Genomic DNA, 26,415 nt, shown 5'->3' with positions numbered 1-26,415 from the left:
TTATTAATAAAAGGAGGGCTGACCGATGAAAGATATTGAGAAAATAATAGGCGAAGTCAATGGCACGATGGCCATGGAAGGTATGCCCTTAACAGCACAGGATAAGCAAAGATTGCGTGAATGTATCACGGGGAAAACGTCCTATGACGATATGGTAAAAAAGCTTGTGAAAAAGCATACTGTTCGTCCGTTCAGGTGACTTTATGAATGATTATCAATATGAGTACGATTGGGATAGCAAGTATTGTTATCCCAATTCCTTTACTCTCATCAATAAGCTGGGCATACAAGATGCTAAGGCACTGAATGAAGCTGAACGGGAAATCACTGCCATGCGTGTGTCTCAGATCAAAGAAAATCCTTGCAAGGGCGATTTTGACCTAAAGCATTTACAGGCGATACATCGGTTCCTTTTTCATGATGTTTATTCGTGGGCCGGCCAGCTGCGCACGGTGAACATTTCAAAGGGGAATCAGTTCTGCAACTGCATGTACATTGAATCCGGCTCAAAACTTGTCTTTGACAAATTAAAACAGGAAGATCGATATTTGATCGGAACGCCTACCGATGTGATCGGCGAGAAGCTGGCCTACTATTTGGGAGAGATCAACGTTATTCATCCGTTTCGGGAAGGTAATGGGCGAACACAGAGAGTATTTATAGAGAGCCTGGCACGGATCGCAGGATATCAAGTGGATTTTACGAATGTGTCTGGTCGAGAAATGATAGAGGCCAGCGCCGATGCCTTTAACTGCGACTACCGTAAAATGACAGATTTATTTCAAAGGATTACGTCACCCATATCATCTATAGAGCAGGAAGAATACATTCGGCTTGTGATGCCAAAAGGAGCATCATTCTTAAAGATCTATCATGAATCGAGTGAATATCAGTAAGAGTCGGAAGATCAGGAAATCACATTAGAATAAAGAATATCATTCAGAGCCATCGGAAAACAATCCGGTGGTTTTTTTATGCCCAGCAGTTGAAAAACATGTTATTTTTTCTCTGCTTTAGGCGCTCCCGACCGGCTGGCCGAACACATCTAACTTAAAAAAGAAGAGGTAATTTTATCATGAAGACAATCACGGTGAAGCTCAAAATTGATTCGCATGAGCTGGGCTATGTGATTGCTGAGTTCTTGAAACACTCAGTTGATAAAAAAATCTGGAAGTTTAATTAGAAGAACTAAATACTGCTTTTGCTGATTTTCGAGAAAGTACTATTGAAAATCTAAATGTTTATAAAAACTCTTATTTTTTGATCAAAAATCAGGCAATTGAACACACGAAAAACACTATCCAGGTACTTTATAAAGGATTTCATCATAGGCTTTCTGAGTTTCCCATTCGGATGTCTCTATGCACAACAAATTTCACATACATGATATAATCAGGATCGAAAGATTCCTGCGGCACAGCAAATGCGCGTTACTTTTCGCTTTCGCGTCCAATGATGGACAGATAACGGTACACACTGGCGTTACTGCAGCGCAGTAAGTGGGAAACGCGTCCCACGCATCCCTTCACGAGAAACACACCCTTGTCGCTTAACTTGCGGATAATCGTGATTCGGTCTTCCTGGTTGAAGTGCTCCGGAATATGATCGCCAAAAAGTTCCGTTACCGTACTGTTGATGGAATAGTCCAAATCATCAAAAAAGGTTTCCTTTGGAGCAGCCTCACCGCCGGCGCTGTTAATCAATACCGGATTGCCCGCATACTTCAGTCCTCCAAGTTCGAGCAATGCGTTGCTGATCTGTGAAAAGCAAGAGGTGTCGTAATTTATGCATATCATGCCAAGCAGTTGATCGTTCTCTTTAATAAAAAAGGTGGAAGAACGCAGCAAACGGCCGTTTTGTGAGCGCCCCTCGTAGCCGGCAATATAGTCCTGTTCTTTCCATGCCCCATTGTTGATAATCTGGCGGGCAAGGTCAGTCAGCGGGGAACCTACCTGACGGCCGCTGATATGACTGTTGGAAATCGCGACAATACAGCCCGCCCGACAGTCCTGCAAGGCAACCTCGCAGGATAAACCGATAGCCTGTCCCAAAAAGGGAATCAGCTTTTTATAATAATCCATAATGTTTGTCATCAGGCACACTCCTTGAAGAAGTAATGAACGGTCTTGTGAGGTAGAAATCGTATATAGTTTTATGATATTGTCCATTTTACCATATTCGGCAATCTTATACAATACAATAATAATTTATTATTTTGTGAAATTTCTTTTTTTAATAATTATTGTTGATAATAGCAACAAATAATAGAATAATTAATTGTTGCTTATGTATATTGCAATTATTATAATAAAAAATTATAATATTTTACAAAGAAAACCAATTTACCAATAAAAAATTATTATGAAAAGGCGGTAATCATGAAAAACGTTGTTTCCAGTACCAGCGCTCCGGCAGCAATCGGCCCGTATTCTCAGGCAATCACCGCAAACGGCTTTGTGTTTGCGTCGGGTCAGCTTCCGATTGACCCTTCCACAGGCGGCTTTCCTGAAGGTGGCGTCACGGCGCAAAGCGAGCAATCCATTAAAAATCTTAAAACCGTTCTTACAGAAGCTGGCTGCAGTCTTGATGACGTGGTAAAGACAACTGTATTTTTGAAGGACATCGGAGACTTTGCTGCGATGAACGACGTGTATTCGCAACATTTCAAGCAACAGTGCCCCGCACGTAGCGCGATTGAAGTGGCAAACCTGCCTAAGGGCGCCGTGGTTGAGATTGAGGCAATTGCAGTTTTACCAAAATGAACAAAAGGAGGGAAATCAATGAACGAATGCTTTAAATCTGTGCATTGGGAGCACCCTGAAGAAGGAAAGGCATATTCTGTGGAGCGTTTCGGCGTTGCACATGCCAAAGATGTCAACTCCTTTCATAAAAGCTTTCCAGAGTACAGCGTCACCCCGCTCGTCGAGCTGTGCTCTTTGGCAAAGCAGTTGGGGTTGGGAGACATCTGGGTGAAGGACGAAAGCTTCCGGTTCGGTCTTAATGCCTTCAAGGTTCTGGGAGGCAGCTACGCAATTGGTAGGTACCTGTCAAAACGACTTGGAGTTCCTCTTTCGCAGCTGCCCTATGAGCGAATGACAAGCGACAAAGTGAAGCAAAAGCTTGGCTCGCTTACCTTTGTGACCGCGACCGACGGAAACCATGGCAGAGGCGTGGCTTGGACAGCAAACAGACTGGGACAGAAGAGCGTGGTGTACATGCCCCAAGGCAGCGCTCAGGAACGGCTCGAAAATATCCGGGCATTGGGCTCCGAGGCTTCGATTACCGATCTGAACTATGATGACGCGGTACGTTTGGCAAATGAAAATGCGGAAAAGTACGGCTGGATTATGGTGCAGGATACGTCATGGGAGGGTTATGAGGACATTCCCGGATGGATTATGGAGGGCTACACCACCATGGCATACGAAGCGGCACAGCAGCTCCGGGAGCAAAAGCCAACACACATTTTCTTACAAGCCGGTGTTGGGGCGATGTCGGGAGGTGTCACAGGCTTTTTTGCGGATTTGTACAAGGACGACCCGCATCCGCCAATCATTACGATTGTGGAGCCTAATCAGGCGGATTGCCTTTACCGCACCGCCTATGCTAATGACGGCAGGCTGCATTTCGTAAAAGGCGAAATGCACACCATCATGGCCGGACTTGCCTGCGGTGAGCCGTGTACCATCGGCTGGCAGGTGCTGCGTGACCACGCGGACAACTTTGTATCCATGCCTGACTATGTGGCGGCCAAAGGCATGAGGATTCTGGGCAACCCGCTGCCGGGAGATACAAGAATCATATCCGGCGAAAGCGGCGCGTCAACGCTCGGCCTTGTGGCGGAGCTGATGCAAAACAGCAGTCTCGGATGGCTGCGTGACCAGCTTAAAATAGATGCGTCATCCAAGGTGCTTTGTTTCTCCACCGAAGGGGATACCGACAAAGACGGTTATCGTAATATCGTATGGGATGGAAAACATTCCAGCTTTGAATAGAAAGTATATTTAGAAAGAATATGGAGGCAAGGCATATGCTGACAAAAGAAAGACAGGACGCAGTGATTGAGCTTTGCAGAAAGCTTATTCGCCAAAAAAGTTACTCAGGTGAGGAAAGCGGCGTTGCTGCCGAGCTGAAGTCGTTTTTTGAGGGACATGGTTTTGATGATGTGTTCGTGGACGACTATGGCAACACGATCGGACACATCAAAGGCAACCGCCCGGGGAAAAAGTTGCTTTTTGACGGACACATGGACACAGTTCCCGTGACCGACCCCGCCGTTTGGGTGCATGACCCGTTTGCCGCTGATATTGCGGACGGAAAAATCTGTGGCAGAGGCACCTCGGACATGAAAGGAGCGCTTTCTGCAATGGCATCGGCCGCCGCAAACTTTGCCGCCGATAACGGCAAGAATTTCGCGGGCGATATCTATGTGGCAGGCGTGGTGCATGAAGAGTGTTTTGAGGGTGTTGCCGCCCGAAGAATCAGTGGACGAGTCCAACCGGACTATGTGGTCATCGGCGAAGCGTCGAATCTGAACATCAAAATTGGGCAGCGCGGCCGCGCGGAGATTGTAGTTGAAACCTTTGGCAAACCTGCGCACTCCGCAAACCCCGAAAAGGGCATCAATGCTGTTTACAAAATGTGTAAGGTGGTAGAGGCCATTCGGACGCTTGAACCTACGCATCATCCTGTATTGGGCAACGGTATTATGGAACTCACCGACGTAAAGAGCTCACCGTACCCGGGTGCCTCGGTGGTACCGGAATACTGCCGTGCCACCTATGACCGCCGCCTGCTGGTTGGCGAGACAAAGGAAGGCGTGCTCAAGCCCATTCAGGATTTGCTGGACAAGCTGATGGCAGATGACAGCGAGCTGAAAGCAAAGGTGTCCTACGCAGTGGGAACCGAAACCTGCTATACCGGCAATAAAATTACGGGCGAGCGTTTCTTCCCCGGCTGGCTCTACGACAAAGAGGAACCGTTTGTACAGGACGTTCTGAAGGAAATGCAGGCGGAGGGATTTGAGCCGCAGATTACCCAATACAACTTCTGCACCAACGGCAGCCACTATGCCGGAGAAGCGGGAATCAAAACACTCGGCATTGGACCGTCGCAGGAAAATCTGGCGCATACGCTCAACGAATATATTGAGATTGAACAGCTCACCAAAGTCACCGAGGCATACTACGCGGTGATGAAAGCCCTTTTGAAATAGATTCATTTTGAGGAGGTAAGAAATAATGAGCAGCACACAAATCACGGCATCCGTTATTATTTTGCTGTACATGGCGGCAACTGTGGCGATCGGGTTGATTGCGTCCAGGAGGAAGAAGTCCAAACTGGCGAAGGAAAGCAATGACGACTTCCTGATGGCAGGAAAATCTTTAGGGCCCCTTGTGCTTGCAGGCACTTTGTTTGCGTCCAATACGGGCGGCGCGAGTACAACCGGCATCGCAACCAATGTCTATAAATACGGTTTGTCCGCAAGCTGGTACGTAATCGCCGGGGGCATCGGATTTGTTCTGGTTTCTTTCATCGCTCCCTATTTCAGGAAAGCGCAGGCGAATACCGTACCGGAAATCATCAGCAAGCGTTACGGAAAAGCTTCCCATATTTTTACAGCATTTACATCCATTACCGCGCTTTTCATGGCCACAGGGGCGCAGATTATCGCTACCGCATCCATTATCAGTGTTTTGACTGGCATCGGATTTAACATTGCCGCTATCATCAGCACCGTCGTTGTAATCGTCTATACCATGATTGGCGGCTATAAATCGGTTACTGCGGCAAACCTCATGCACGTTTTGTTCATCACAGTCGGTATGGGAATTGCCATGTTCATTATGGTAAACAATAAAGATGTAGGCGGCTTCGGCGCCCTGTTCACAAAGGCACAGGGTATTCAAGCGGCCTCCGGCGAATACCTTAATTTGCTGAGCATGACTAAAATCGGCTTTACTACGATTATAGGCTATATCGTGATGTATTTTATGACGTTCCCAACCGGTCAGGAAATCGTACAGACCTTCTGCTCCGCAAAGGACGGAAAATCCGCAAAACTCGGATCTGTGCTGGCAGGTCTTGTGTCCGCTGCGTTCGCAATCATCCCTGCCATTATCGGCCTGATCGCTTATTCATGCATTGACGGCTATGCGGCAGGAGGCATCCAGAAGAATGCCTTGGCAGAAGCCACCATGCGCTTTGCTCCGCCGGTTGTTGCGGGTATTGTTCTGGCGGCAATTGTTGCGGCAACCATCAGCAGCGCCTCTGGCAATATGATTGGCACGGCTACCATGTTCACCAATGACATTTTCACGCCCTATATTAACAAGGGAATAAAGAACGACCAAAAGGAAATTTGGATTTCCCGTGTAGTCATGGTTATTGTTGGCATTGTCGGCCTTATTATAGCACTCACCGCGTCGAACATCATCAGCGTTATGATGAGCGCATTCGCACTGAGAAGTGCAGGGCCCTTCGCGGCATTTATCTGCGGTATCTTCTATAAGAATGTTACGAAACGCGCGGGCTTCATTTCTATTGTGGTTGGTACCGTAGTTGCGGCTATCTGGATTTACGCTCTGCATTCTCCTTGGGATCTCAGCGCAATGGTACCCGGCGGCATCGTGGCATTCATCGCAATTTTCGCAATTTCTGCGATTGATAAGAAAATGGGAATTGCGCCAGCGCCGGAAATTCAGTTTGACGAAGAATAGTGACAGTGCTTAAATAGTATTTTTAGGAGGTAAAATTAAATGAAAACCCTGATTAAAAATGGTCTGATTATAGACGGCAGTGGAAAACCCGGTTTCAAGGGTAGTCTGCTGATTGATGGCGACAGAATTGAAAAGATCGGTGACGTAGCAGAAAGCGGAGATATGAAGGTTATTGACGCCTCCGGTCTCGTAGTATCTCCCGGTTTTATTGATACCCACAGCCACAGTGATGTTCAGATTCTGCTGAATCCCGAAATTCTACCTAAGGTGATGCAGGGCGTGACCACCGAGGTGCTCGGTCAGGACGGTGTTGCAATGGCGCCGCTGCCGGAGCAGTACATCAGCCCGTGGCGGAAAAATCTTGCGGGATTGGACGGCGACAGCGACAAAATTGACTGGCACTTTAAAGATACCGCCGGTTATCTGTCTATGATCGAAAAAGTCGGGCCGGGCATCAACGAGTGCTACCTTGTACCGCACGGTAATATCCGCATGGAGGCAATGGGGCTGGATAACCGCCAGCCGTCGCCGGAGGAGATGCAAAAAATGAGGGACATCACCCGCCGCGAGATGGAAGCCGGCGCGATGGGTCTCTCCACAGGTTTGATCTATATGCCCTGCGCCTATGGCCGCACTGAAGAAATCATTGAGATGTGCAAGGTCGTTGCGGAATACGATGGACTATTCGTTATCCATCAGCGCAGCGAAGCGGACACCATTCTGGAATCAATGGAGGAGGTTATCCGCATTGGCAGGGAGTCCGGCGTACGCACCCACTTTTCGCACTTCAAGGTCTGCGGCAAAAAGAACTGGAATAAGATTGACAAGGTGGTCGCACTGCTTGAAAAGGCGGAAGCCGAAGGCATAAAAGTCTCTTTTGATCAGTATCCGTATGTGGCGGGCAGCACCATGCTGGGCGTGATTTTGCCGCCATGGGTGCACGACGGCGGCACAGATAAGCTCGTGACACGCCTCCACGACAAAGAACTGCGTAAAAAGATGGTCGAGGATATTGAGAACGGAATTCCGGGATGGGATAACTTCGTAGACTTCGCGGGCCTTGACAACATCTATGTCACCAGCGTCAAGAATAAGAAAAACGAAAACGCCATCGGCCTGAGCCTTACACAGCTCGGTGAGCTGCACGGCAAGAATCCTTACGATGCAACCTTTGATTTGCTGATGGAAGAAGAAAACGCCGTTGGCATGGTGGACTTCTACGGCACTGAGGAGCATGTGCGGCGCTTCATGAAGCGCCCGGAGATGAACGCCTGCACCGACGGGTTGCTTGGCGGCAAGCCGCATCCCCGCGTATACGGAACCTTTCCGAGAATTCTCGGAAAGTATGTGCGCGAGGACAAAGCGCTCAAGCTGGAGGAAGCAGTTTACAAAATGACCACCAAACCCGCGGAAACCATGCACATCAAAGAGCGCGGGCAGCTTAAATCCGGCTATTTCGCCGATATTGTGCTGTTTAATCCGGACACCGTCATTGACAAGGGCAACTTCACAGATCCCGCTCAGTATCCGGAAGGCATTGACATGGTAATGATCAACGGTAAAACAGTGGTAAAGGATGGCAAACATACGGGAACTCGCGCCGGATGTGTTCTGCGGAACGGGCACGTGAGCAAATAGCGGAATTGCTTTTAGCAGTGTCCTTAAAATTACACAAACAAAAAGTAAAGCAAGAGCCGCAAGATGAACTAAAAAATTAAAATTTTGACCACCGGATTTTTTATATGCTCCCTTTTGAGAGACAGTGAAAGAGAAAAACACTGTTGAACATGAAGGGAGCATTGCTATGTCAAGAAAAAGCAAAATAGCGATAGCGGAAAAGGAAAGAACAACAAGAGAATATACAGCAGGAAATCTCCCAAGGGAGGAAGCGGCGAGATGGGTCGGAGTTGTCCCCGACGTAATAACGGATTGGACATGGATTTATTATCGTCGGGAGGGAGCGTATAGCCTTCAGGAGGAAATCGCAAGCATTTGGACGCACGTTATCTCCTTGCGGCGGGAAGATGCCGATGCGCTGGGGTATGATCATCAAAAGCCTTGGCGCGATCTGGTCCTGCAGAAGATTGATGTCATTGCGAAAGCGTCCAATATCCCCGTATCCGACCTTCACTGGTACGCCGGAATGCATAATACAACACATTATCCTCACATCCACCTTTTTGTATTTACCGATAATCCGAAAGTCGGCCACCTGAACGTGTCCGGCATCAATAAGATGAAAGGCGGCATATTTATGAGCATAAGACGGAGATCCGGGACAACCTGAAAAAAAAAGATCGACGATATTTTGTCAGATATCCAGAGCGGCTCCACCGATCAGCTGAACAGAAAGCAAATAGACTCTCTTTCCAAAAAACTTCTCCAATACTTTTTGGCGGCGGCAAAGCTGGGGCATGAATTCGCTCAGTTTGCCGCCGCCAAAGCTTTGCTATCCGGTATCGGCGTGGAAAAGAACGTACAGGGTGCTGTTGATTGGTTCCGAAAATGCGCAGAGAAAGGGAATCCTTTTGCAGCATATCAGCTGGGCTTGCTTTTATCAGCGGGAAAGGAAATTCCTAAAGATGATTCACTGGCACAGAAATTCTGCTCTATAGCGATTTCCGGATTTATTTCTCTCGATCATAAGCAGCCGAATGCAGGCGTGGAACGCAAAATTGCACTGATGTTTTACTCCGGGAACGGCACGGCTCAGAATTACGCCGCTGCAGCGCAATGGTTTTCCATGAGCGCTGTGAAAGGCGATCCTTATTCTCAGTTTCAGCTCGCCCGAATGATACAGAAAGGGGAAGGCATCCCTGTTGACGCACTCAAAGCGCAGCTAATCTATGCGGCCGCTCTCGCAGGATTTCAAAAAATCCTGCAGGGGAACCCTGACCCGGATTTATTATATAAGGCACTCAAAGAAGTCCACGGCCATCAATATGACGATCAGGAAGAAATAATGTAGGGGGGAATTCATTTGTCAAAATTCATACCGTTTACGGAAGAAGAAATCTATGTAGCCGCGCATACGGAGATTAAGAGCATCCTGGACGCAAAGGGCGAAAAATCCGAGCGGAGTGGCACAGAATGGATGTGGGCAGCCAACCACAGCGTCAAGTTTCGCGGACACATTTTCTATGATCACTCCACCGGCGACAAAGGAACCGCGATTGATTTCCTCTGCACCTTTTTTAACATGCGGTTTCAGGATGCCGTTTGTACGCTGAACTGCAAGGATTATAACGGAATTGAGTTTGAAAGATCACGCTAAAAAAGGAAGAGAACGGCGCATTGATTCTGAAATCATTTCCTTCTTTGTACATAACCGAAGCCTATATGAAAGCGCCAGTACACATAACGCCGTCTTTGTTGGGTACGATTCAACCGGCAAGGCCAGGGCGGCTCATCAGAAAGGAACGCTTACTGAAAAGCCATACCGGGGTGATGTAGACGGCTCTGAAAAAGATTTTTTCTTCAATTACCACGGTGGATCAGAGCGACTCTATGTCTTTGAAGCACCTATTGATATGCTGTCCTTCATTACCCTTAACAAAAGAGAAGGATGGCAGAAACATAGCTACCTTGCCTTGGGCTGCACGGCTCCACTCGCCTTGCTCCGCTTCCTATCAGAGTATCTGGGAATCCATCAAATCGTTTTATGCATGGATAATGACGCCGCCGGTATCAAGGCCGACGCTATCATACAAGAAACGTTGCAAAGATTTTCTGGAGGAATGTATGTGGAAGATCTGTCCGAAGAAACGCGAGAACAACTGCAGCGGCCTTATGAAGTGAGTATTTTGAAGTCTATCAAAAAGGATTGGAATGATGATTTGAAATATGGGTGATAAATATGATCAATAATTCATAATTTGGTAAAATTAGTTGAATTAGACAAAAAAAATATAATGTAATATAAGAAGATGATAAATTGGAAATCTAAATTTTTTAGATATTCGGATAATAGCATTGAAACGTCAGAGGTCTACATGCAATGCAATAAAAGCCTGAAGCTTAGCATTAGCCGGTTTAATCTTCCTGTTGAATGGGCGCGATCAAACCACATCCAGATCGGGGACTGTGTTTACCTCGTGGCCACTACCGAAGGGATTATCATCTGCCCAAAAGGGACTGATTTTTTGTGTATAACAAAAAGCATCCACAGGCGAAAAACCGTCGACCAAACAGTTAATCGCCTTGCGCCATAAGTGGGCAACGACCCCATTATGACTTGTGAATGCCGTTTTATGCGGTGTTATTTTAACACGCATTTCGGATACATGTCAAGGTCTGTACCCTTATGTGGCCATTAGGGTGCAGACTTTTGTTTTTCTCATATCTCCACAATGACAAACATTGTGTACCTCATCATGACCGATGCAGTCACAGCACGAGGCTGGCGTTCCTTGACAACTTAGTTAGTGAGTCAAGACCAGCATTTGAACTATCATTTCAAATGCTCGTGTCAGCTTGCTACCTATGCTTGCCGGAAGAGTAATACCGGAGTTTATTGGACCGAACCAAATTCAAGCTACGCAATAATGAGCGAAAATGTGGAACGAGGTGATATAAAGCTCGGAGCGAGCCTCTGGACTCCCTGAAAACGCGATAGATCTTATCTGCACCAGAAATGTGGATATGCGGCGGAACCGGCTTCCGGATGCCAAGCAATAATATGATTATATCTCTCTGGCTATGTGGTCAGCGCAGCTGGAGAGTTATCATAAAGCTGGTCGGAGTGGAATTGTAGGATTTGGGAAAACACAGTAATATCAACGGTTTGCAGGCGGTCGGCAAGTAGTATTTACAAACACTAATAAATTAAATTCTCTATATCTGGCAAACCATTTATTTCTATACATTTTACGATAAGCCTATTAAGAAGAGAAGAAGATCTTACTACAAGAGTAGTACTATCACCTTTAATATTGTTTCCATGAACAGCAGAAGAACGAGATTTATACAAACTTTTGACATCATCAAATATCTTTTTAGCTTCATCGCTATTCTTATCAGATAGAAATTTAGATATGTATAGGCTAATTCTAAAACTTAATTCACTATTTATTCTAAACAACGATTCTATGCCCGCCCACAAAATCGCCAATTGCACTCTTGGATGAGGGTTCCATTTATATGTAGCCATTGAGTGAACAGCCATCATAAAGGAATCGTTCTCTATTAAGGCTTGAGCATTAGAAAAATATTGGTTAATCCACTTGCAATTTTCATCAGTAACAGTATAGGGTTCATTAATCAATCCTTTCATATGATAATTTGTAACTTGAAGTGCTGAGTCACTTGAAATTTCTTCCAAAGGCTGTGTGCACTGTAAATTACAAACACAATTACAATTGAATATAGCACTTAGTAGAATTAAATCCCATTGAGCATTCCATGCTGAGATAGCTAAATCCTTTGGATTTTCAGCTTCAATTTTCAGTTGTGATGATAGTGATCCTGAACATAAAATAGCAATAGCAAAATCAACGTCCCTTTTAATTAGTTTAGAAATTGTGTCTAAAGGCAATTTGCATTTTACTGGCATAAGCGTTTTGTTATTGCTAATAGGGAGGGCTTTGTTGATGGTTAGTCCATTAACATATAAATAGGTTTCCGTTCCTACACCAAAAATACTCACAACGTACACTTCCCCTGAAATTTATTTGTTTTATGGCCATTATACCACTTACCGATAAATCCCGTCACTCAATTTTTCTTTCGAGGGTAATTATAGGACTTATACCATATATAAAGCCCGTAACCTGCATAAATACAAGCAAATAAAAGACCGTCGACAAAAGTCGACGGTCTTTTCAATGGTCGAGGTGACTGGATTCGGGTGTTGGCACGCTCGACCCGCGTTCCGCGAGTCCCTCCGTTTTTCGGCTCTTCAAAAGCGCTTACTGTTTCTCCCGACTCGCACCGGCTGTTTCTGCTTACCAATCGCTTTGCCATAGAAAAAAAGGCCCGCGTCTGCGGACCCTTTTTTCTATGGTCGAGGTGACTGGATTCGAACCAGCGGCCTCTACGTCCCGAACGTAGCGCTCTACCAAGCTGAGCCACACCTCGAAAAATGCGGCCCCAAAATTGGGGCCATGGCTGCGGAAGAAGGATTCGAACCCTCACAAACAGAGTCAGAGTCTGTCGTGCTACCTTTACACAATTCCGCATCAAAATATTTCAAACAGCAAGAATAATTATACCAAAAACCAGAAATTTGTCAATCCTTTTTTTAAAATAAATCTTTGGGTTTTTTAATTTGTATTTAACACAAATGGATTGATAAATAATCGAAGGTAAGATATAATTGAAACAATTTATATTAAAATGGATTGTGTGCCAAACGGCATACGAGTGATTAAGGAGGAATTCACAGTGATACTCAACCATACCATAGAGGCTTTGCTCGACAGGCGGGCGGTTCGCGCTTATCGGCCTGAGCAGATTTCAGAGGAAGAGCTGACAGATATTTTACTCGCGGCAAAATTTGCCCCGTCAACCATGGGGATGCAGGCAAGGCATTTTACCGTGATTCAGAATAAACAGCTGCTTGCGGATATTGTCTCCGTCGCTGTGGAAAACGGCGCGAAATTCGTACCGGGCCATGTGCCGTTCTACAACGCTCCCACCGTCGTTGTTTTGTCGGCCCCGGAATCGGCGAAATATAACCGCGAGGATTGTTCCTGCGCGATCATGAATATCATGCTTGCCGCCCAGGCATACGGGCTTGGAAGCTGCTATATCTGTTCGGTCAACGACGGCCTGCGCGACGAGCGCATCCTGAAGCGCCTCAAGCTGCCCGATCAGTACATTCCGTTCGGCTGCGTTACCGTGGGGTATCCGAGTGAAAATGCACCGGCTCCCAAAGAGCGCCGTGACGATGATATCAGCTACGTAAGATAACTGTATTAAGATAACTGTATTATGATATGAAAATGTTGGCGATGCATACGGGCAAAATCCGCTTGCTTCAACGACAGCCATAACATTTTGATAGAACCCTTCCTGTTGCCGGAGAGAAGCAGTTTTGTTCCTCCTTTACAACAGGGAGGGCTTGTAATTTACGGCTTTATAGACTTTTCCTGGTTTTCAAAACTCCTTGACAACAGGGTTTAGCAGGTATACAATTGAGAACATGGAAAAGCAATACGATGCGCAGAAAATCTCAAGGCGTCTTCTGGATGCTGTGGAACAATTCAATAAATACGACAGAAGATCCCGCACTTTTGGCACGGATCACGAGCTTTTTATTGCCGAAATACATTTGATTGATTTTATCGGAAGCAACGAAAGTTACTGTATCTCCGATATCGCCAAGTCCATTAGGGTGACAAAGGGCGCTGTTTCTCAAATGGTAAAGAAGCTTGAGGAAAAAGGGTATCTGATGAAGGCGGCGGATTCCGGCAATAAAGCGAGGGTCATTGTGCGGCTGACGCAAAAGGGCCAAAAGGCTTTTGAAGAGCATCGCCGCTATCACAAAGAGCTTGATGGGAAAGTTTCTGACGTAGTGCAAAACTATGACGGGCAAAAGCGCGCGGTAATCTGTGAGTTTTTAGAGGAGATTCAGAAAAAATGGGAATAGTGCTGCAAGGCGCTATTTTTTTTGCACAATCGTATAGCAGCTAAACGGATTGGAAGGGGTAATTTTCAGTGAATAAAAGATTGGCTGTGATGGAGAGCGGGAAAGTGAATACTGCTTTGCTGTACTTAGGAATGCCAACGATCGTCGGGCTGCTGATGACGGGGTTCTACAATTTTATCGACAGCTTCTTTGTGGCGCAGCTGGGTACCGCGGCGATGGGAGCGATTTCCATCGCCTATCCTCTTGTCACGTTCATTCCCGGAATCGGTCTGCTTTTCGGAAACGGGGCGGCGGCGTATATTTCCGAGCTTCTCGGGGCGAGCGAGAAGAAAAAAGCGGAGATCGTGCTTTCGTCGACTCTTTTTTACTGTGTACTTGCAAGCGTAGGGTTTCAGCTCGTCCTGCTGTTTCTGCGGCCTTTGCTCAGGGCAATGGGCGCCTCCGCCGAGGTGATGCCCTATGCGCTGAATTACACGGGAATCCTGATTGTGGGTTTTTTGTTTCAGATCCCGTCCATCTGCCTGATGAATCTCGTACGCGCCGAAGGCGCGGTAGCGCTCAGCACGTGGTCCCAGATCGTGGGTTCCATGGTAAACATCATTCTGGACCCGATCTTTATCTGGCCGCTGAAGATGGGAATTGTGGGCGCCGCCGTGACTGATGTCATCGGGCAGTTCATCAGTGTTGCGATTTTGCTGCCGTATTATCTGAGAGGGAAGAGCTACTTGACCCTTTCCGTCAAAAACATCCGCTTTCAGTCATGGTCTATAAAACCGATTCTCAAGACGGGGATTCCCATCTTTACGATCAACCTTTTTCAGAGTCTGTCCATCAGCGCGGCAAACATTGTGGCGTCGCCCTACGGCGACAACACCATTGCCGCGCTGGGGATTGCCAACCGTATGGTGGGGATGACGACGTTTGCCATTACCGGATTTTCAAGAGGGTATCAGACCTTTATTTCCTATAATTACGGCGCGCGGCATTTCGACCGTATTAAAGAGGCCACCCGGAAGGCATACCTGTGGGCGATTTCAGGCGGCGTGATTCTGGCGGGTCTGCAAATTCTGTTTGCGCAGCCGATTGTTGCCGCGTTTTCCAGGGACCCCTCCGTCGTTAAGCTGGGCATACGGGCAATGATCGGGGCAAGCGTTTTGTTTTTCACCTATGGCTTTCAGGCGATGGCGATCGTATATCTGCTCTGCATCAAATACAGCAAGTCCGGATTTGTATTCAGTATTTCCAGACAGGGGATCATTTACCTTCCGATTCTGATCCTGATGGAACGTCTGTGGATGGAAAACGGGATTTACTACGCGCAGGCGGTCGCCGATCTGATTACAACTTTCGTGATGCTGGTCTTTCTTGTATGGACCAGACAGAAACGGACGGACGCTTTGCGGGAGCCACCCCTTCGGACAGACGCCTTATCCCCGGCACAGGAGAGGGAAGCTTGCTCCGGGGCTTTGAATGAGAAAAACACAGATGCGCAGGGCCCCGCTGCGGGTGACGGGGAACGGAAGAGATGAGAACAAAGAAATGCCTTGACCGGATTACCAAAGCCGATCAAGGCATATTTTATGCAAGGTTTCTTTTTGATTATTTGGCGTTGGTTCCCTGTATCAGCTGAATCAGCAGCTTTTCCGCTTCCATTGCGTCCGCGCGGCCCCGTGTCGCTTTCATAACGGAGCCCAGAATGGCCTTGAGCGCCTTTTCTTTGCCGGAAAGGTAATCCGACACCGCATTGGGATTGGAGGCGATAGCCTGCTCGCAGACGGATTGAAGGGCATCCGCATCCACACCGCCCATATCGGCCTCGCTGATGAGCTCGCCCGGAGCTTTCCCGGTGTCGAGCATTTTTTCAAGCGTCGCCTTTAAAAGGTTCATTTTGATTTTGCCTTCGTCCAGCAGCTTCACAAGCGCATTTAAGTTTTCGGGCGTTACGTTCACCTGAAAGCTTTCTTTCGCGCTGTCTCCGTCCAGACGGCTGAAAATCTGTCCGATCATGCAGTTCGCAACGACCTTTGGATTCTGAACGCCGTCAATCGCGGCTTCAAAATAGTCCGCGATCCTGCGGTATTTGATCAGTTGCTGCGCGTCGGCTTCGGGGATTCCGAATTCGGCCCGGTAGCGTTCCAGCCTTTGATGGGGCAGCTCCGGCAGCTTTTCCCTTAACCGGGCGACCGTCTCGCCGGAAACCTGAATGGTCACGAGGTCCGGCTCGCGGAAATAGCGGTAATCGTGGGCGTCTTCCTTGCCGCGCATGCTTTCGGTGCAGTCGTCCTCCTCGTTGTAGCGGCGGGTTTCCTGTACGACCTTTTCGCCGCTCTGCAGCAGGTCGATCTGACGGTTCACCTCGTATTCCATCGCCTTGGCCATGTGGGTGAAGGAGTTCATATTTTTAATTTCGGTCCTTGTGCCGAATGCTTCGGTTCCCTGCGGACGTACGGAAACGTTCACGTCGCACCGCATGGAGCCCTCCTGCATTTTACAGTCCGAAATACCGAGAAAGCGCATGACGAGCTGCAGCCTTTCCAGATATTCCCTCGCTTCGTCAATGCTGCGGATGTCGGGCTCGGTAACGATTTCAATCAGCGGCACGCCGCCGCGGTTATAATCCACATAGGTGCTGCCGCGCTGGTGGACCAGCTTTCCGGCGTCCTCTTCAATATGGATGCGCAGGATACGGACCTTTCTGCCGTTGCTCAGCTCCACATATCCGTTTTTGCACAGCGGCATATCGTACTGTGAAATCTGGTATGCCTTCGGCAGGTCGGGGTACACGTAGTTTTTGCGGTCCATTTTGGAAACCGGGCTGATTTCGCAGTTTGTCGCCAGACCGGCCATAACGGCGTATTCGACCACTTTTTTATTCAGCTTGGGCAGAGTGCCCGGCAGCCCGATGCAGACGGGGCAGCAGTGGGTGTTCGGGTCGCCGCCGAACTCCGTGGTGCACGAACAGAAAATTTTCGTTTTGGTGGATAATTCAATATGAGTTTCCAGTCCGCAGACCAGCTCGTAATTACTCATAGCTTCACCCCCATGTCCGCAGAGCGGAAAACCGTGTCTCCCACGGCCGATTCATACTGATGCGCAATATTCAGGATGACCGCCTCGCTGAAGCTGCTGCCGATCAGCTGCATGCCGATGGGCAGGCCCGCGGCGTCAAAGCCGCAGGGGATGGAGACGGCGGGCAGGCCCGCGATGTTCACCGGCACGGTGCAGATGTCCGTCTGATACGTTTCCACCGCGTCCTGTGCGGTGAAATTCAGCGGGAAAGCCGTCATGGGGACGGTGGGGGCGAGAATCGCGTCGCATTTCCCGAAAGCGTCCTGAAACGCTTTGACCAGCGTGCCGCGCAGATTCTGCGCCTTTTTATAGTACGCGTCGTAGTACCCTGCGCTCAGCACGTAGGTGCCCAGCAGGATTCTGCGCTTGACTTCCCTGCCAAAGCCCTCGCTGCGCGTTTTGCAGATCATTTCATTGCGGTCGCTGTAGTGCGGGGTGCGGTAACCGTAGCGGATGCCGTCGTACCGGCCGAGGTTGGAGGAAGCCTCCGCGCACGCCAGAATATAATACACCGGCAGGCTGTATTTTAAAGCGGGCATATCGAAATAGACGATCTCGGCGCCGAGCGACTCGCAGACCTTCAGCGCGTTCTGTACAGCGCCGTTCACATCGTCGCGGATGCCGTCGAAGTATTCCTTTGCAATTCCGATTTTCATACCTTTGATGCTGTTGTTCAGGCTCTCGCTGACCGGTTTTCCGGTATTGCCGCGGCACGTCGAATCCTTTTCGTCGTACCGGGAAATCGCGTCGTAAATTAGCGCGGCGTCCTCCACCGTCGCGGTGATCGGCCCGATCTGGTCAAAGCTGGACGCGTAGGCGATCAGCCCGTAACGGGAAACGGCGCCGTAGGTCGGTTTTAAGCCGACCAGACCGCAGAAGCTCGCGGGTTGGCGGATTGAGCCGCCCGTGTCGGAACCAAGCCCGTAAACGGCAAGATTGCCGCCGACCGCGGAGGCGACGCCGCCGGAGCTGCCGCCCGCCACGCGGGAAGGGTCGTGGGGGTTCAGCGCCCCGCCGAAGCAGGAGGTCTCGCAGGAGGAGCCCATGGCGAACTCGTCCATGTTTGTCTTTCCGAGCAGTACGGCGTTCTGCCGCTGCAGAATGTCCCATACTGTCGCGTCATAAATCGGGTAATAGCCCTTCAGAATGTTGGAACAGCAGGTGGTTTCGATTCCTTTGGTGGAGATATTGTCCTTGAGAGTCATCGGAATTCCCGCGAGGGGGGAAAGCTCTTCACCGGAAGCGATTTTTTTGTCCACAGCCTTTGCCGTTTCCATTGCCAGCTCCGCCGTGGGGTTGACATAGGCGTTGATTTTTATATTGTCGCGTTCCATCGCGTCGAGATAGTTCTGTGTAAGCTCCTGACAGCTGATCTGCCGGGACTGCATCAGTCCGTGCAGCTTTTTGATCTGACTTTCCATCCGTACCTCCTACACACGTTTTTTGACCAGAAAATATCCGTCGTCCCGGCTCTCGGCGTTTTTCAGGATCTCTTCCCGGTCGTAGGAGGGGACGACGGTGTCCTCCCGGAAGACATTGGAGAGGTTGTTGATATTGTCAAAATCGGAAGCGTCGGCGCTGGCGGCGTTGATCGTGTCGGCAAAGCCGATGATTTCGCTCATATCCTTCGTCAGTTCGTCCAGCTCTTCGTCACTGACGGAAAGCTTCGCCAGATTGGCGATATTCAATATTTCCTCATGGGTAATCATGAAAGCCCTCCTTCGGTCCGGGCCAAAAACAGGCTCCGGGCTTATTTTCTCAGCTTGATGTGAACCTCGCGCAGCTGCTGCTCGGTGACTTCTCCGGGAGAGCCCATCAGCACGTCCTGCGCGTTGGAGTTCATCGGGAACGCGATCACTTCGCGGATGTTATCCTCGCCGGTCAGCAGCATCAGCATCCGGTCCACGCCCGGGGCCATGCCCGCGTGCGGGGGCGCGCCGTACTGGAACGCGTTGTAGAGCGAGGTGAATTTGGTTTGGATATCTTCTTCCGTGTAACCGGCAATTTCAAACGCCTTGACCATCACGGCGATGTCATGGTTGCGCACCGCGCCGGAGGAAAGCTCCACGCCGTTGCAGACGATATCGTACTGGTAAGCCAGAACCTCCTCCGGCTTTTCGGCCGTCAGCGCCTCCATTTCGCCCTGCGGCATGGAGAACGGGTTGTGGGTGAAGACGTAGTTTCCGGTGTCCTCGTCGATCTCGTACATCGGGAAGTCCACAATAAAGCACAGCTCAAACGCGTCCCTGTCGATCAGGTCAAGCCTTTCGCCGAGCTCCGTGCGGATCTGTCCTGCAAGCTTTGGTGCCGTCTCGCGGTCGTCGGCAATGAAAAAGATCACGCAGCCGGGCTTCAGCCCCGCGCGGCGGGTCAGTTCCCCGCGTTTGTCGTCCGGCAGATATTTGTTGATCGGGCCCTTGTACTCGTTTTCAGCGGTGACGCTGATGTAGCCGAGACCCTTCATGCCGATTCCTTCCGCGAATTTGAGCATGTTCTCGAAGAAGCTCTTCGGCTGGGCAACGCAGTCCGGCACGTTGATTGCGCGGACCGTTTTGCCTTTGAACGGGGCAAAGGCGGTATCTTCAAACAGGTCGGTAATATCGAGAATGGTCAGCGGGTTGCGCAGGTCGGGCTTGTCTGTGCCGTATTTCAGCATGGATTCCTCGTAGGGAATGCGCACAAACGGTGCTTTGGAGACCCTTTTATCGGAAAATTTTTCAAAGGTCGCGCCCAGCACTTCCTCCGCGACAGAAAAAACGTCCTCCTGCGTGGCGAACGCCATCTCAAAGTCGAGCTGATAAAACTCGCCGGGAGAACGGTCGGCCCTTGCGTCCTCGTCGCGGAAGCAGGGGGCGATCTGGAAATAGCGGTCGAAGCCCGACACCATCAGAAGCTGTTTGAAAATCTGCGGCGCCTGCGGCAGGGCATAGAATTTGCCCGCGTGCCTGCGGCTGGGAATCAGATAGTCGCGCGCGCCCTCCGGAGAAGAGGCGCTGAGAATCGGCGTCTGGATTTCCAGAAAGCCCATTTCCGTCATCTTACTGCGCAGAAAAGCAATCAGCTGGGAGCGCAGGACGATATTCTGGTGCACCTTCGGGTTGCGCAGATCGAGAAAGCGGTATTTCAGACGGACGTCTTCCTTGGTTTCCTTCGACAAATCCACTTCAAACGGCAGGCTGTTCAGTGTTTTGCCCAGCACGGTGAGGGCGGAGACCTTTACCTCCACCGTGCCGGTATTAATTTTGGGATTAACAGTGTCTTCGTCGCGCAGTATAACGGTGCCGGCGGCGGTAATGGTGCATTCTTTCGTTACGTTTTCCAGCAGGCTTTCGTCATGAACAACGATCTGGACCACGCCGTAATGGTCGCGCAGATCCAGAAATTTTACGCCGCCGTGGTCGCGGATGTTTTCCACCCAGCCGGCGACGCGCACTTCGCTGCCAATGTCCTTTTCGCTGACTTCCCCGCACAGATGGGTGCGGTACTGGTTCACACAAATCATAATTCCGTTAATCCCCTTTAAGCACTTTCTTAATTTAAAGCATAATTATACCATAAAATGCATTTTTCGGCAACGGGAACTCCGCTGTTTTTCCGCCAATTTGCACTTTATCACTTTACTATATCATATTTTGCAGGGAAATGCGATACAAAATTCATTCCGCCTTTACAATATTCAGGAGTACGTCCGCCATGCTGTCCATGGACTGGACCGGAACGTACTCGAACCGGCCGTGAAAATTGTGGCCGCCAGTGGAAAGGTTGGGGCAGGGAAGGCCCATGTACGAAAGCCTTGCGCCGTCCGTGCCGCCGCGGATGGCTACGATCTCCGGCTCCACGCCCGCGTCCTTCATGGCCTTTTTTGCCTTTTCAATGATAAACATATGCGGCTCTATTTTTTCCTTCATATTATAATAGGAATCCCGCAGGGTGAGCTCAATGGTATTGTCCCCGTATTTTTCGTTGAGATAGCGGGCGACTTTTTCAAAACGGGCTTTTTTCTCCGTAAACTGGTTCATGTCGTGGTCGCGGATAATATAGCGCAGAACGGTTTTTTCCTCGTCGCCCTCCATGTGGCTCAGGTGGTGGAAGCCCTCGTAGCCCTCGGTACAGGCGGGAATTTCGTTCGGGGGAAGCATGGAGTTGAATTCAATGCCCATCAAAAGCGCGTTCTTCATCTTGTTTTTCGCGTCCCCCGGGTGGATGTTCACCCCGTTTACCGTGACCGTCGCGGCCGCCGCGTTGAAGTTTTCGTACTCAATTTCCCCCAGCCTTCCGCCGTCCACCGTGTAGGCGTAATCCGCCCCGAAATGTTCGACGTCGAACCGGTCCGCCCCGCGCCCGATTTCCTCGTCCGGGGTGAAGCCGACCGCGATTTTTCCGTACTTTATCCCGCCGCCGCTCAGTTTTTCCAGGACGGTCATGATTTCCGCCACACCGGCTTTGTCGTCGGCGCCCAGCAGGGTGGTGCCGTCGGTGACGATTAAATCCTTGCCCTTGTAATCGCGCAGGCTTTCAAATTTCGCGGGGCTCATCACGATCTGTTTTTCCTGATTGAGGACGATGTCCCCGCCGTCGTAATTTTCCACGATTCTCGGCCTGATCCCGGCGCCGCTCGCGGACGGGCTGGTGTCCATGTGGGAAATCAGCCCGATCACCGGCAGCTTTTCCTCACAGTTTGCGGGAAGCGTCCCGTAGACGTAGCCGTTTTCGTCCATGTGGGCGTCGGAAAGGCCCAGCCCCTTCATTTCCTCCACCAGAAACTTTGCCAGCTCCTTCTGTTTTTCGGTGCTGGGGCAGACGTTTTCCGGGGCGTTTTCGTCGGAGGTGGTGTCAAAGCCGACGTATTTCAGAAATCTTTCATATGCTCGCATGTTATGCTTCTCCTTTATCCGATGGAAATCCGCCGCATCGGCGGGATGCGGACTGATTCCATTATCTGTTAATGTACCCTATTTTACTACGATAAGCCGGAAAAAACAATCAGGACCACGCGCTTTTCAGGCAGTCCACCGCCGCGCCGATTTCCCCGAGGGGAATCCCGGCGAAGCCGAGCCTGATTCTGGAGGTCCCTTCCTGCGGCGGCATGGTCCGGACGCCTTTCTCCGCCGCCAGGGCGCAGAGCTCCTGCGATGATAGCCCGGTTTTCACGTCCAGGATCAGGTACAGAAACGTCTCCTCCAGCAAAATATCGACGCTGTCGCCGAAAGCGCTTTTCAGGGCTTTGATCAGTGCGGTGCTCTTGGCGGCGTACAGCTTTCTCAGCCGGCGCAGGTGGCGCTCCAGCTGTCCGCTTTTCACGTACCCGCTCAGAGCCAGCTGCTCGATTTTGGAGGCGGTCTGGTTGTAGCGGCTGGCCCGCGCGCGGTAGCGTTCCAGAAGACTTTCCGGCAGCACCATATAGCCGATACGCACCGAAGGAAGCAGAAGCTTGGAGAAGGAGCCGATGTAAACGATGCTTTCCCCGCCCGCCATGCTCTGCATGGCCGGGATCGGGCGCGCGTTGTAGCGCAGCTCGCCGTTGTAGTCGTCCTCAAGGATGATCGCGCCGGTTTCCCGCGCCCAGTTCAGCAGCTCGGCCCGCCTGCCCATGGGCAGGCTCGTTCCTGTGCGGACCCGGTTGGAGGGACTGACAAACAGCAGCCTCGCACCGCTTTTTTCCAGCGCGTCCATCCGGATGCCGCTTTCGTCCGCCGGCAGCTGCAGGACATCCAGTCCGCAGTCGGAGAAAATCTGTTCGGCCTGCAGAAATCCCGGCTCTTCCATGGCAACGCGCGTATCATCCCTGTTTAACAGTCCGCATAATATGGTTAACAGCGGCTGCGTGCCTGCGCCGATGACGATCTGCTCCGGGGAAGCGACCACCCCCCGGACGCTGTAGCTGTAGGCGGAAAGCGCCTCGCGCAGAGAGCGCTCCCCCTGATGCTCGCCGTACCCGGCGATGACCTCCTGACGGTTCAGCACGTCGCGGATATGGCGCCGCCAGGCCCTGATGTCGATATTGTCGCTGTCCACGCAGTCGCTGCCGAAATTATAGCGGATGGGAGGGGCACTCGGCAGAGGGGTACCGACGCGGCGCGGCTTTTGCCGCCCGTCGTCGTGCGCCACAGCCAGAACAAAATAGCCGCGCTGCGGCCGGGACTGGATATAGCCTTCCACGCAAAGCTGCTGATACGCGTTTTCTACCGTCGTGCAGCTCAGTTTTAAATCCTCCGCCAGCTTGCGGATGGAAGGAAGGCGCTCTCCCTTCGCGAGATGTCCGGCCTCAATGGCGGCTTTCATAGTGAGGTAAAGCTGCTGATAAAGCGGGGTGCCCGAATCGGCGTCCAAAATCAGATAATCGTAGGTCATGGGCTTCCTCCAAAAACTGTACTGATCATTTTTTTATTAACTGTATATTTCAATATGAACAGTTATACGCTATTATTATAGCACAGCTTTAAAGCAAATCAATCATTGGAGTGTTTAGATGATGAAAACGAACCGGTCTTCTGCGACGGGAACCTATGTCATGACGGCGCTTTTTGCCGCGATGATCTTTGTGGTTACGGCCTATGTCCTCCATATCCCTACGCCCGCGACGGGCGGATATATCCATCTGGGGGATTCCATCCTCTATCTTGCGGCCAGTATTCTGCCCGCGCCGTTTGCCATCGCCGCCGGGGGAATCGGCGAAGCGATGTCCGATGCGCTGACGGGGAGCGTAGCGTACGCGCTGCCGACCTTCCTGATTAAATCGGCCATGGTCCTCTGCTTTTCCGCGGCGGGCAAAACGATTCTTCATAAGCGCAATGCCGCGGCGGCTGTCGCCGCCGGGGTGATCTGCATCGCCGGGTACTATCTGACGGAAGTCGTTTTTCTGCACAGCTTTGTCTCTCCGCTGGCGGAGATACCGGCCAATCTGGTGCAAGCAAGCGCCAGCGCGGCGGCTTATTTCCTGCTGGGCAACGCGCTGGACCGGTTGAATGTCAAAAACCGTATCGGCGTCCTGAATTAAATCATTCATAGTTTGGGGGTATTATCATGAAATTCAATACAAATCGGCAAAAGACGACGGTCAATGTCGCGCTGACCGGCCTGATGGGCGCGCTTGTACTGGTGGGAACCTATCTGAACGTTCCGATTCCCGTGCTTGGCGACAAAACCATGATCGGTCTCGGCAACGTGTTCTGCATTCTGTCCGGCCTGCTTTTAGGACCGGTTTACGGCGGCGCGGCGGCGGGAATCGGTTCGTTTATCTTTGACCTGATCGGCGGCTGGGCCTCCAGCGCGCCTTCTACGCTGGTCTTTAAGTTTATGATGGCGTTTGTCTGCGGCACCATCGCCTGGGGCGGGGACAAATCCGCGAAAAAGCTTTCCCGCCTGATTCTTGCGGCGGTCGCGGGCTCTTTAAGCTACTGCGCCCTGTACCTCGGCTACTCCTATGTGAAGGAGCTGCTCATCGGCTCCGCGGTGCAGGTCGTCAATATTAAAATCGCGACCAAAGCCGCCGTAACCCTTACGAACGCGGTGATTGCGGACGTGGTGGCCGTACCGCTTTTCCTCACCATTCGGAAAGCGCTCGACAGAAACCATGTCGGCGGAAAACTTCAGGAATAGCCATTGAAATATTGTTAATTTTTTGCGATCATGCTATAATATACTCCTTGCTAAAAAGTACAGCGGCAGGTATTGGAGTATAGGATAGATGAAAGAAAAAAAAGACCGTAAAATCAGAAGTTCCATCGTGCGCGACGCGCTCAGTACCTTTGGCACAACCGCGTTCGGCGCGGTAATGGGGTTCGTTTCCTCCCTCGTGATCACGGGGGTTCTGGACCCGGCTTCCAAGGGATATATTACACAGCTGCAGTACGTGGGGACGCTTCTGGTCACCTTCCTTTCCCTGAGCGTCAGCTCCGCGGTGATTTACTATACGTCGCGCTACGGGCTGAAGAACGTGAAAAAAGCGCTGACAAAAATCTGCGCCGGAATCGTTGTCCTGATCGTCGTCATCGGCCTTGCAAGCGTTTTTGTACTGCGCGACAGCTATTTTGCGGACACTCCTCTCTTATACAGCGTGCTTGCGGTGGTTTACGGCGTGTTTTCCTTTTTATCCACCGTCTACACCTGCATTCTGCGCGGGGAGAACAAGTTCAGCGCCTATAATATCATCACCCTGATTCAGCGCGTGCTGACCACCGTGTTTGCGTTCAGCGTGTTTTTCTGGAAAACGCCGCTGGTGATTATTCTTTCCAGCATTCTGATTATGGTGGCCATGATCGGGATGTGTATTTCCGTGCTGCGCAGGGGTCCGGAACAGGCGGTAAGCGAAGAGGACGATGTGCTGGTCGGCGCCGGTACCATGGTAAAGTACAGCCTGAAATCCCATGTTTCCAACATGCTGACCTATGTGAACACCTATGCCGCCAATTTTATTGTTAAGGGATATTACAAGGTCGCCGCGCTCGGCGTGTACTCCTTCGCCTCCACACTGATGGAGCAGGTCTGGCTTTTGCCGAATGCCGTCAGTATGGTCATCATGTCGCGGATCGCCGGGATGAAGGTGCAGGAGGATAAAGTCAAGCTGACGCTGATGTCCTGCAAAATCGTTACCTACATTACTTTTGTGTGCGCGTTCCTGCTGACCTGGATGGCGCAGGTTTTCGTACCGATTGTTTTCCCGAAATATATCGAGGCCATTCCGGCGCTGCGCATCCTGATTATCGGTTCCATCTTTATTACTTACGCGAAGGTGCTGGCAAACTCGATTGCGGCGTACGGAAAACCGGAGCTGAATATCATTTCCACGGTGATCGGCGTGGCGTTCAACATCGTCCTCAGCTTTGTCCTGATTCCCGGCATGGGCATCAACGGCGCGGCGGTGTCGACGTCCATTTCGCTGACGGCGCAGGGAGTGACCTCGATTATCATTTTCTGCAGGTTTACCAGAACGCCTTTTTACAGGCTCCTGATTCCGAGCAAAGAGGAAATTTCCATTGTACAGAAAATTATCAAACGATAATGGAATGATACAAAAAGCCTGTGGGCGCCGGCCCGCGG

The 26,415-nt window shown here is 50.4% G+C and carries 25 protein-coding genes and 2 tRNA genes; 17 read left to right on the top strand and 10 right to left on the bottom strand.

Annotated features, from left to right (window positions below; genetic code table 11):
• Positions 1-25: 25 nt before the first annotated feature.
• Together ACRQV7_RS10465 and ACRQV7_RS10460 are read left to right on the top strand one after the other, a co-directional pair.
• Positions 26-199 carry a hypothetical protein gene (locus ACRQV7_RS10465; protein WP_275713792.1) on the top strand — a complete coding sequence of 58 codons (174 nt, stop codon included), beginning with the start codon at positions 26-28 and terminating at the stop codon, positions 197-199.
• Positions 200-203: 4 nt separating this feature from the next.
• Complete coding sequence (locus tag ACRQV7_RS10460) at positions 204-896, top strand: Fic/DOC family protein (protein WP_275713791.1); 693 nt, start codon at positions 204-206, stop codon at positions 894-896.
• Positions 897-1,430: 534 nt separating this feature from the next.
• Here ACRQV7_RS10460 and ACRQV7_RS10455 read toward each other — a convergent pair.
• Positions 1,431-2,093, bottom strand: a complete 663-nt coding sequence (locus ACRQV7_RS10455; protein WP_275713790.1) for a helix-turn-helix transcriptional regulator — start codon at positions 2,091-2,093, stop codon at positions 1,431-1,433.
• 285 nt (positions 2,094-2,378) lie between these two features.
• Here ACRQV7_RS10455 and ACRQV7_RS10450 point away from each other — a divergent pair, with 285 nt between their 5' ends.
• From ACRQV7_RS10450 to ACRQV7_RS10410, 9 genes are all read left to right on the top strand, one after another.
• Entirely contained in the window at positions 2,379-2,762 is a 384-nt protein-coding gene (locus ACRQV7_RS10450) for a RidA family protein (RefSeq protein WP_275713789.1), read from the top strand.
• Between the two features lie 18 nt (positions 2,763-2,780).
• Positions 2,781-3,995 carry a diaminopropionate ammonia-lyase gene (gene dpaL / locus ACRQV7_RS10445; protein WP_444658078.1) on the top strand — a complete coding sequence of 405 codons (1,215 nt, stop codon included), beginning with the start codon at positions 2,781-2,783 and terminating at the stop codon, positions 3,993-3,995.
• A gap of 35 nt (positions 3,996-4,030) precedes the next feature.
• A complete protein-coding gene (locus ACRQV7_RS10440) occupies positions 4,031-5,215 on the top strand; it encodes a YgeY family selenium metabolism-linked hydrolase (RefSeq protein WP_312692265.1) in 1,185 nt (394 codons plus the stop codon).
• Positions 5,216-5,240: 25 nt separating this feature from the next.
• Positions 5,241-6,719 carry a sodium:solute symporter family protein gene (locus tag ACRQV7_RS10435; protein ID WP_444658077.1) on the top strand — a complete coding sequence of 493 codons (1,479 nt, stop codon included), beginning with the start codon at positions 5,241-5,243 and terminating at the stop codon, positions 6,717-6,719.
• A 39-nt stretch (positions 6,720-6,758) separates the two neighbouring features.
• Positions 6,759-8,357: an N-acyl-D-amino-acid deacylase family protein gene (locus ACRQV7_RS10430; RefSeq protein WP_444658076.1), complete on the top strand. Its 1,599-nt coding sequence runs from the start codon at positions 6,759-6,761 to the stop codon at positions 8,355-8,357.
• A gap of 166 nt (positions 8,358-8,523) precedes the next feature.
• The gene (gene mobL, locus ACRQV7_RS10425; protein WP_329493333.1) at positions 8,524-9,006 is read left to right on the top strand and encodes a relaxase MobL; all 483 of its coding nucleotides are present in this window, start codon (positions 8,524-8,526) and stop codon (positions 9,004-9,006) included.
• A gap of 21 nt (positions 9,007-9,027) precedes the next feature.
• Positions 9,028-9,687: a tetratricopeptide repeat protein gene (locus ACRQV7_RS10420; RefSeq protein WP_444658075.1), complete on the top strand. Its 660-nt coding sequence runs from the start codon at positions 9,028-9,030 to the stop codon at positions 9,685-9,687.
• 12 nt (positions 9,688-9,699) lie between these two features.
• Positions 9,700-9,993 carry a hypothetical protein gene (locus ACRQV7_RS10415; protein WP_444658074.1) on the top strand — a complete coding sequence of 98 codons (294 nt, stop codon included), beginning with the start codon at positions 9,700-9,702 and terminating at the stop codon, positions 9,991-9,993.
• On the top strand, positions 9,971-10,570 hold the full coding sequence (locus ACRQV7_RS10410; RefSeq protein ID WP_444658073.1) for a DUF3991 and toprim domain-containing protein: 600 nt from the start codon (positions 9,971-9,973) through the stop codon (positions 10,568-10,570). Before ACRQV7_RS10415 ends, ACRQV7_RS10410 begins: the two co-directional genes overlap by 23 nt.
• A 965-nt stretch (positions 10,571-11,535) precedes the next feature.
• Here ACRQV7_RS10410 and ACRQV7_RS10405 read toward each other — a convergent pair.
• From ACRQV7_RS10405 to ACRQV7_RS10395, 3 genes are all read right to left on the bottom strand, one after another.
• Positions 11,536-12,363, bottom strand: a complete 828-nt coding sequence (locus ACRQV7_RS10405; protein ID WP_444658072.1) for a hypothetical protein — start codon at positions 12,361-12,363, stop codon at positions 11,536-11,538.
• Between the two features lie 354 nt (positions 12,364-12,717).
• Positions 12,718-12,794: transfer RNA gene (locus ACRQV7_RS10400), tRNA-Pro, on the bottom strand.
• A 27-nt stretch (positions 12,795-12,821) separates the two neighbouring features.
• Positions 12,822-12,895, bottom strand: a tRNA-Gln gene (locus tag ACRQV7_RS10395).
• Between the two features lie 205 nt (positions 12,896-13,100).
• Between ACRQV7_RS10395 and ACRQV7_RS10390 the strand changes: the two genes are divergently transcribed.
• From ACRQV7_RS10390 to ACRQV7_RS10380, 3 genes are all read left to right on the top strand, one after another.
• Positions 13,101-13,628: a nitroreductase family protein gene (locus tag ACRQV7_RS10390; RefSeq protein WP_275713761.1), complete on the top strand. Its 528-nt coding sequence runs from the start codon at positions 13,101-13,103 to the stop codon at positions 13,626-13,628.
• A gap of 232 nt (positions 13,629-13,860) precedes the next feature.
• The gene (locus ACRQV7_RS10385; RefSeq protein ID WP_275713760.1) at positions 13,861-14,307 is read left to right on the top strand and encodes a MarR family winged helix-turn-helix transcriptional regulator; all 447 of its coding nucleotides are present in this window, start codon (positions 13,861-13,863) and stop codon (positions 14,305-14,307) included.
• A 68-nt stretch (positions 14,308-14,375) separates the two neighbouring features.
• The gene (locus ACRQV7_RS10380; RefSeq protein WP_444658071.1) at positions 14,376-15,836 is read left to right on the top strand and encodes an MATE family efflux transporter; all 1,461 of its coding nucleotides are present in this window, start codon (positions 14,376-14,378) and stop codon (positions 15,834-15,836) included.
• A gap of 70 nt (positions 15,837-15,906) precedes the next feature.
• Here the strand turns inward: ACRQV7_RS10380 and gatB are convergent, their stop codons facing one another.
• The 6 genes from gatB to pdxR form a co-directional block, all read right to left on the bottom strand.
• On the bottom strand, positions 15,907-17,337 hold the full coding sequence (gatB, locus tag ACRQV7_RS10375) for an Asp-tRNA(Asn)/Glu-tRNA(Gln) amidotransferase subunit GatB (protein ID WP_444658070.1): 1,431 nt from the start codon (positions 17,335-17,337) through the stop codon (positions 15,907-15,909).
• Positions 17,334-18,797 (bottom strand): Asp-tRNA(Asn)/Glu-tRNA(Gln) amidotransferase subunit GatA, encoded by a 1,464-nt coding sequence (gatA, locus tag ACRQV7_RS10370; RefSeq protein WP_444658069.1) that lies wholly within the window; start codon positions 18,795-18,797, stop codon positions 17,334-17,336. The genes gatB and gatA overlap by 4 nt, the downstream gene beginning before the upstream one ends.
• Positions 18,798-18,806: 9 nt before the next feature.
• The gene (gene gatC, locus ACRQV7_RS10365; RefSeq protein WP_038324946.1) at positions 18,807-19,085 is read right to left on the bottom strand and encodes an Asp-tRNA(Asn)/Glu-tRNA(Gln) amidotransferase subunit GatC; all 279 of its coding nucleotides are present in this window, start codon (positions 19,083-19,085) and stop codon (positions 18,807-18,809) included.
• Between the two features lie 41 nt (positions 19,086-19,126).
• On the bottom strand, positions 19,127-20,878 hold the full coding sequence (gene aspS, locus ACRQV7_RS10360; RefSeq protein WP_444658068.1) for an aspartate--tRNA ligase: 1,752 nt from the start codon (positions 20,876-20,878) through the stop codon (positions 19,127-19,129).
• Positions 20,879-21,032: 154 nt separating this feature from the next.
• The gene (pepT, locus tag ACRQV7_RS10355) at positions 21,033-22,250 is read right to left on the bottom strand and encodes a peptidase T (RefSeq protein WP_444658067.1); all 1,218 of its coding nucleotides are present in this window, start codon (positions 22,248-22,250) and stop codon (positions 21,033-21,035) included.
• A 109-nt stretch (positions 22,251-22,359) separates the two neighbouring features.
• Positions 22,360-23,727 carry a MocR-like pyridoxine biosynthesis transcription factor PdxR gene (gene pdxR / locus ACRQV7_RS10350; RefSeq protein ID WP_444658066.1) on the bottom strand — a complete coding sequence of 456 codons (1,368 nt, stop codon included), beginning with the start codon at positions 23,725-23,727 and terminating at the stop codon, positions 22,360-22,362.
• 118 nt (positions 23,728-23,845) lie between these two features.
• Here pdxR and ACRQV7_RS10345 point away from each other — a divergent pair, with 118 nt between their 5' ends.
• The 3 genes from ACRQV7_RS10345 to ACRQV7_RS10335 all read left to right on the top strand — a co-directional run bounded on the left by ACRQV7_RS10345 (position 23,846) and on the right by ACRQV7_RS10335 (position 26,377).
• Positions 23,846-24,373 (top strand): TIGR04002 family protein, encoded by a 528-nt coding sequence (locus ACRQV7_RS10345; RefSeq protein ID WP_275713753.1) that lies wholly within the window; start codon positions 23,846-23,848, stop codon positions 24,371-24,373.
• Positions 24,374-24,399: 26 nt separating this feature from the next.
• Positions 24,400-24,975 carry an ECF transporter S component gene (locus ACRQV7_RS10340; protein WP_444658065.1) on the top strand — a complete coding sequence of 192 codons (576 nt, stop codon included), beginning with the start codon at positions 24,400-24,402 and terminating at the stop codon, positions 24,973-24,975.
• Between the two features lie 88 nt (positions 24,976-25,063).
• Entirely contained in the window at positions 25,064-26,377 is a 1,314-nt protein-coding gene (locus ACRQV7_RS10335; RefSeq protein WP_444658064.1) for a lipopolysaccharide biosynthesis protein, read from the top strand.
• The last annotated feature ends 38 nt before the right edge of the window (positions 26,378-26,415 follow it).

Origin of the sequence: Caproiciproducens lactatisolvens (genome assembly GCF_052443335.1) — a bacterium.
GTDB lineage: Bacteria > Bacillota > Clostridia > Oscillospirales > Acutalibacteraceae > Caproiciproducens.
This window is presented reverse-complemented; position numbering and strand designations above follow the sequence as displayed.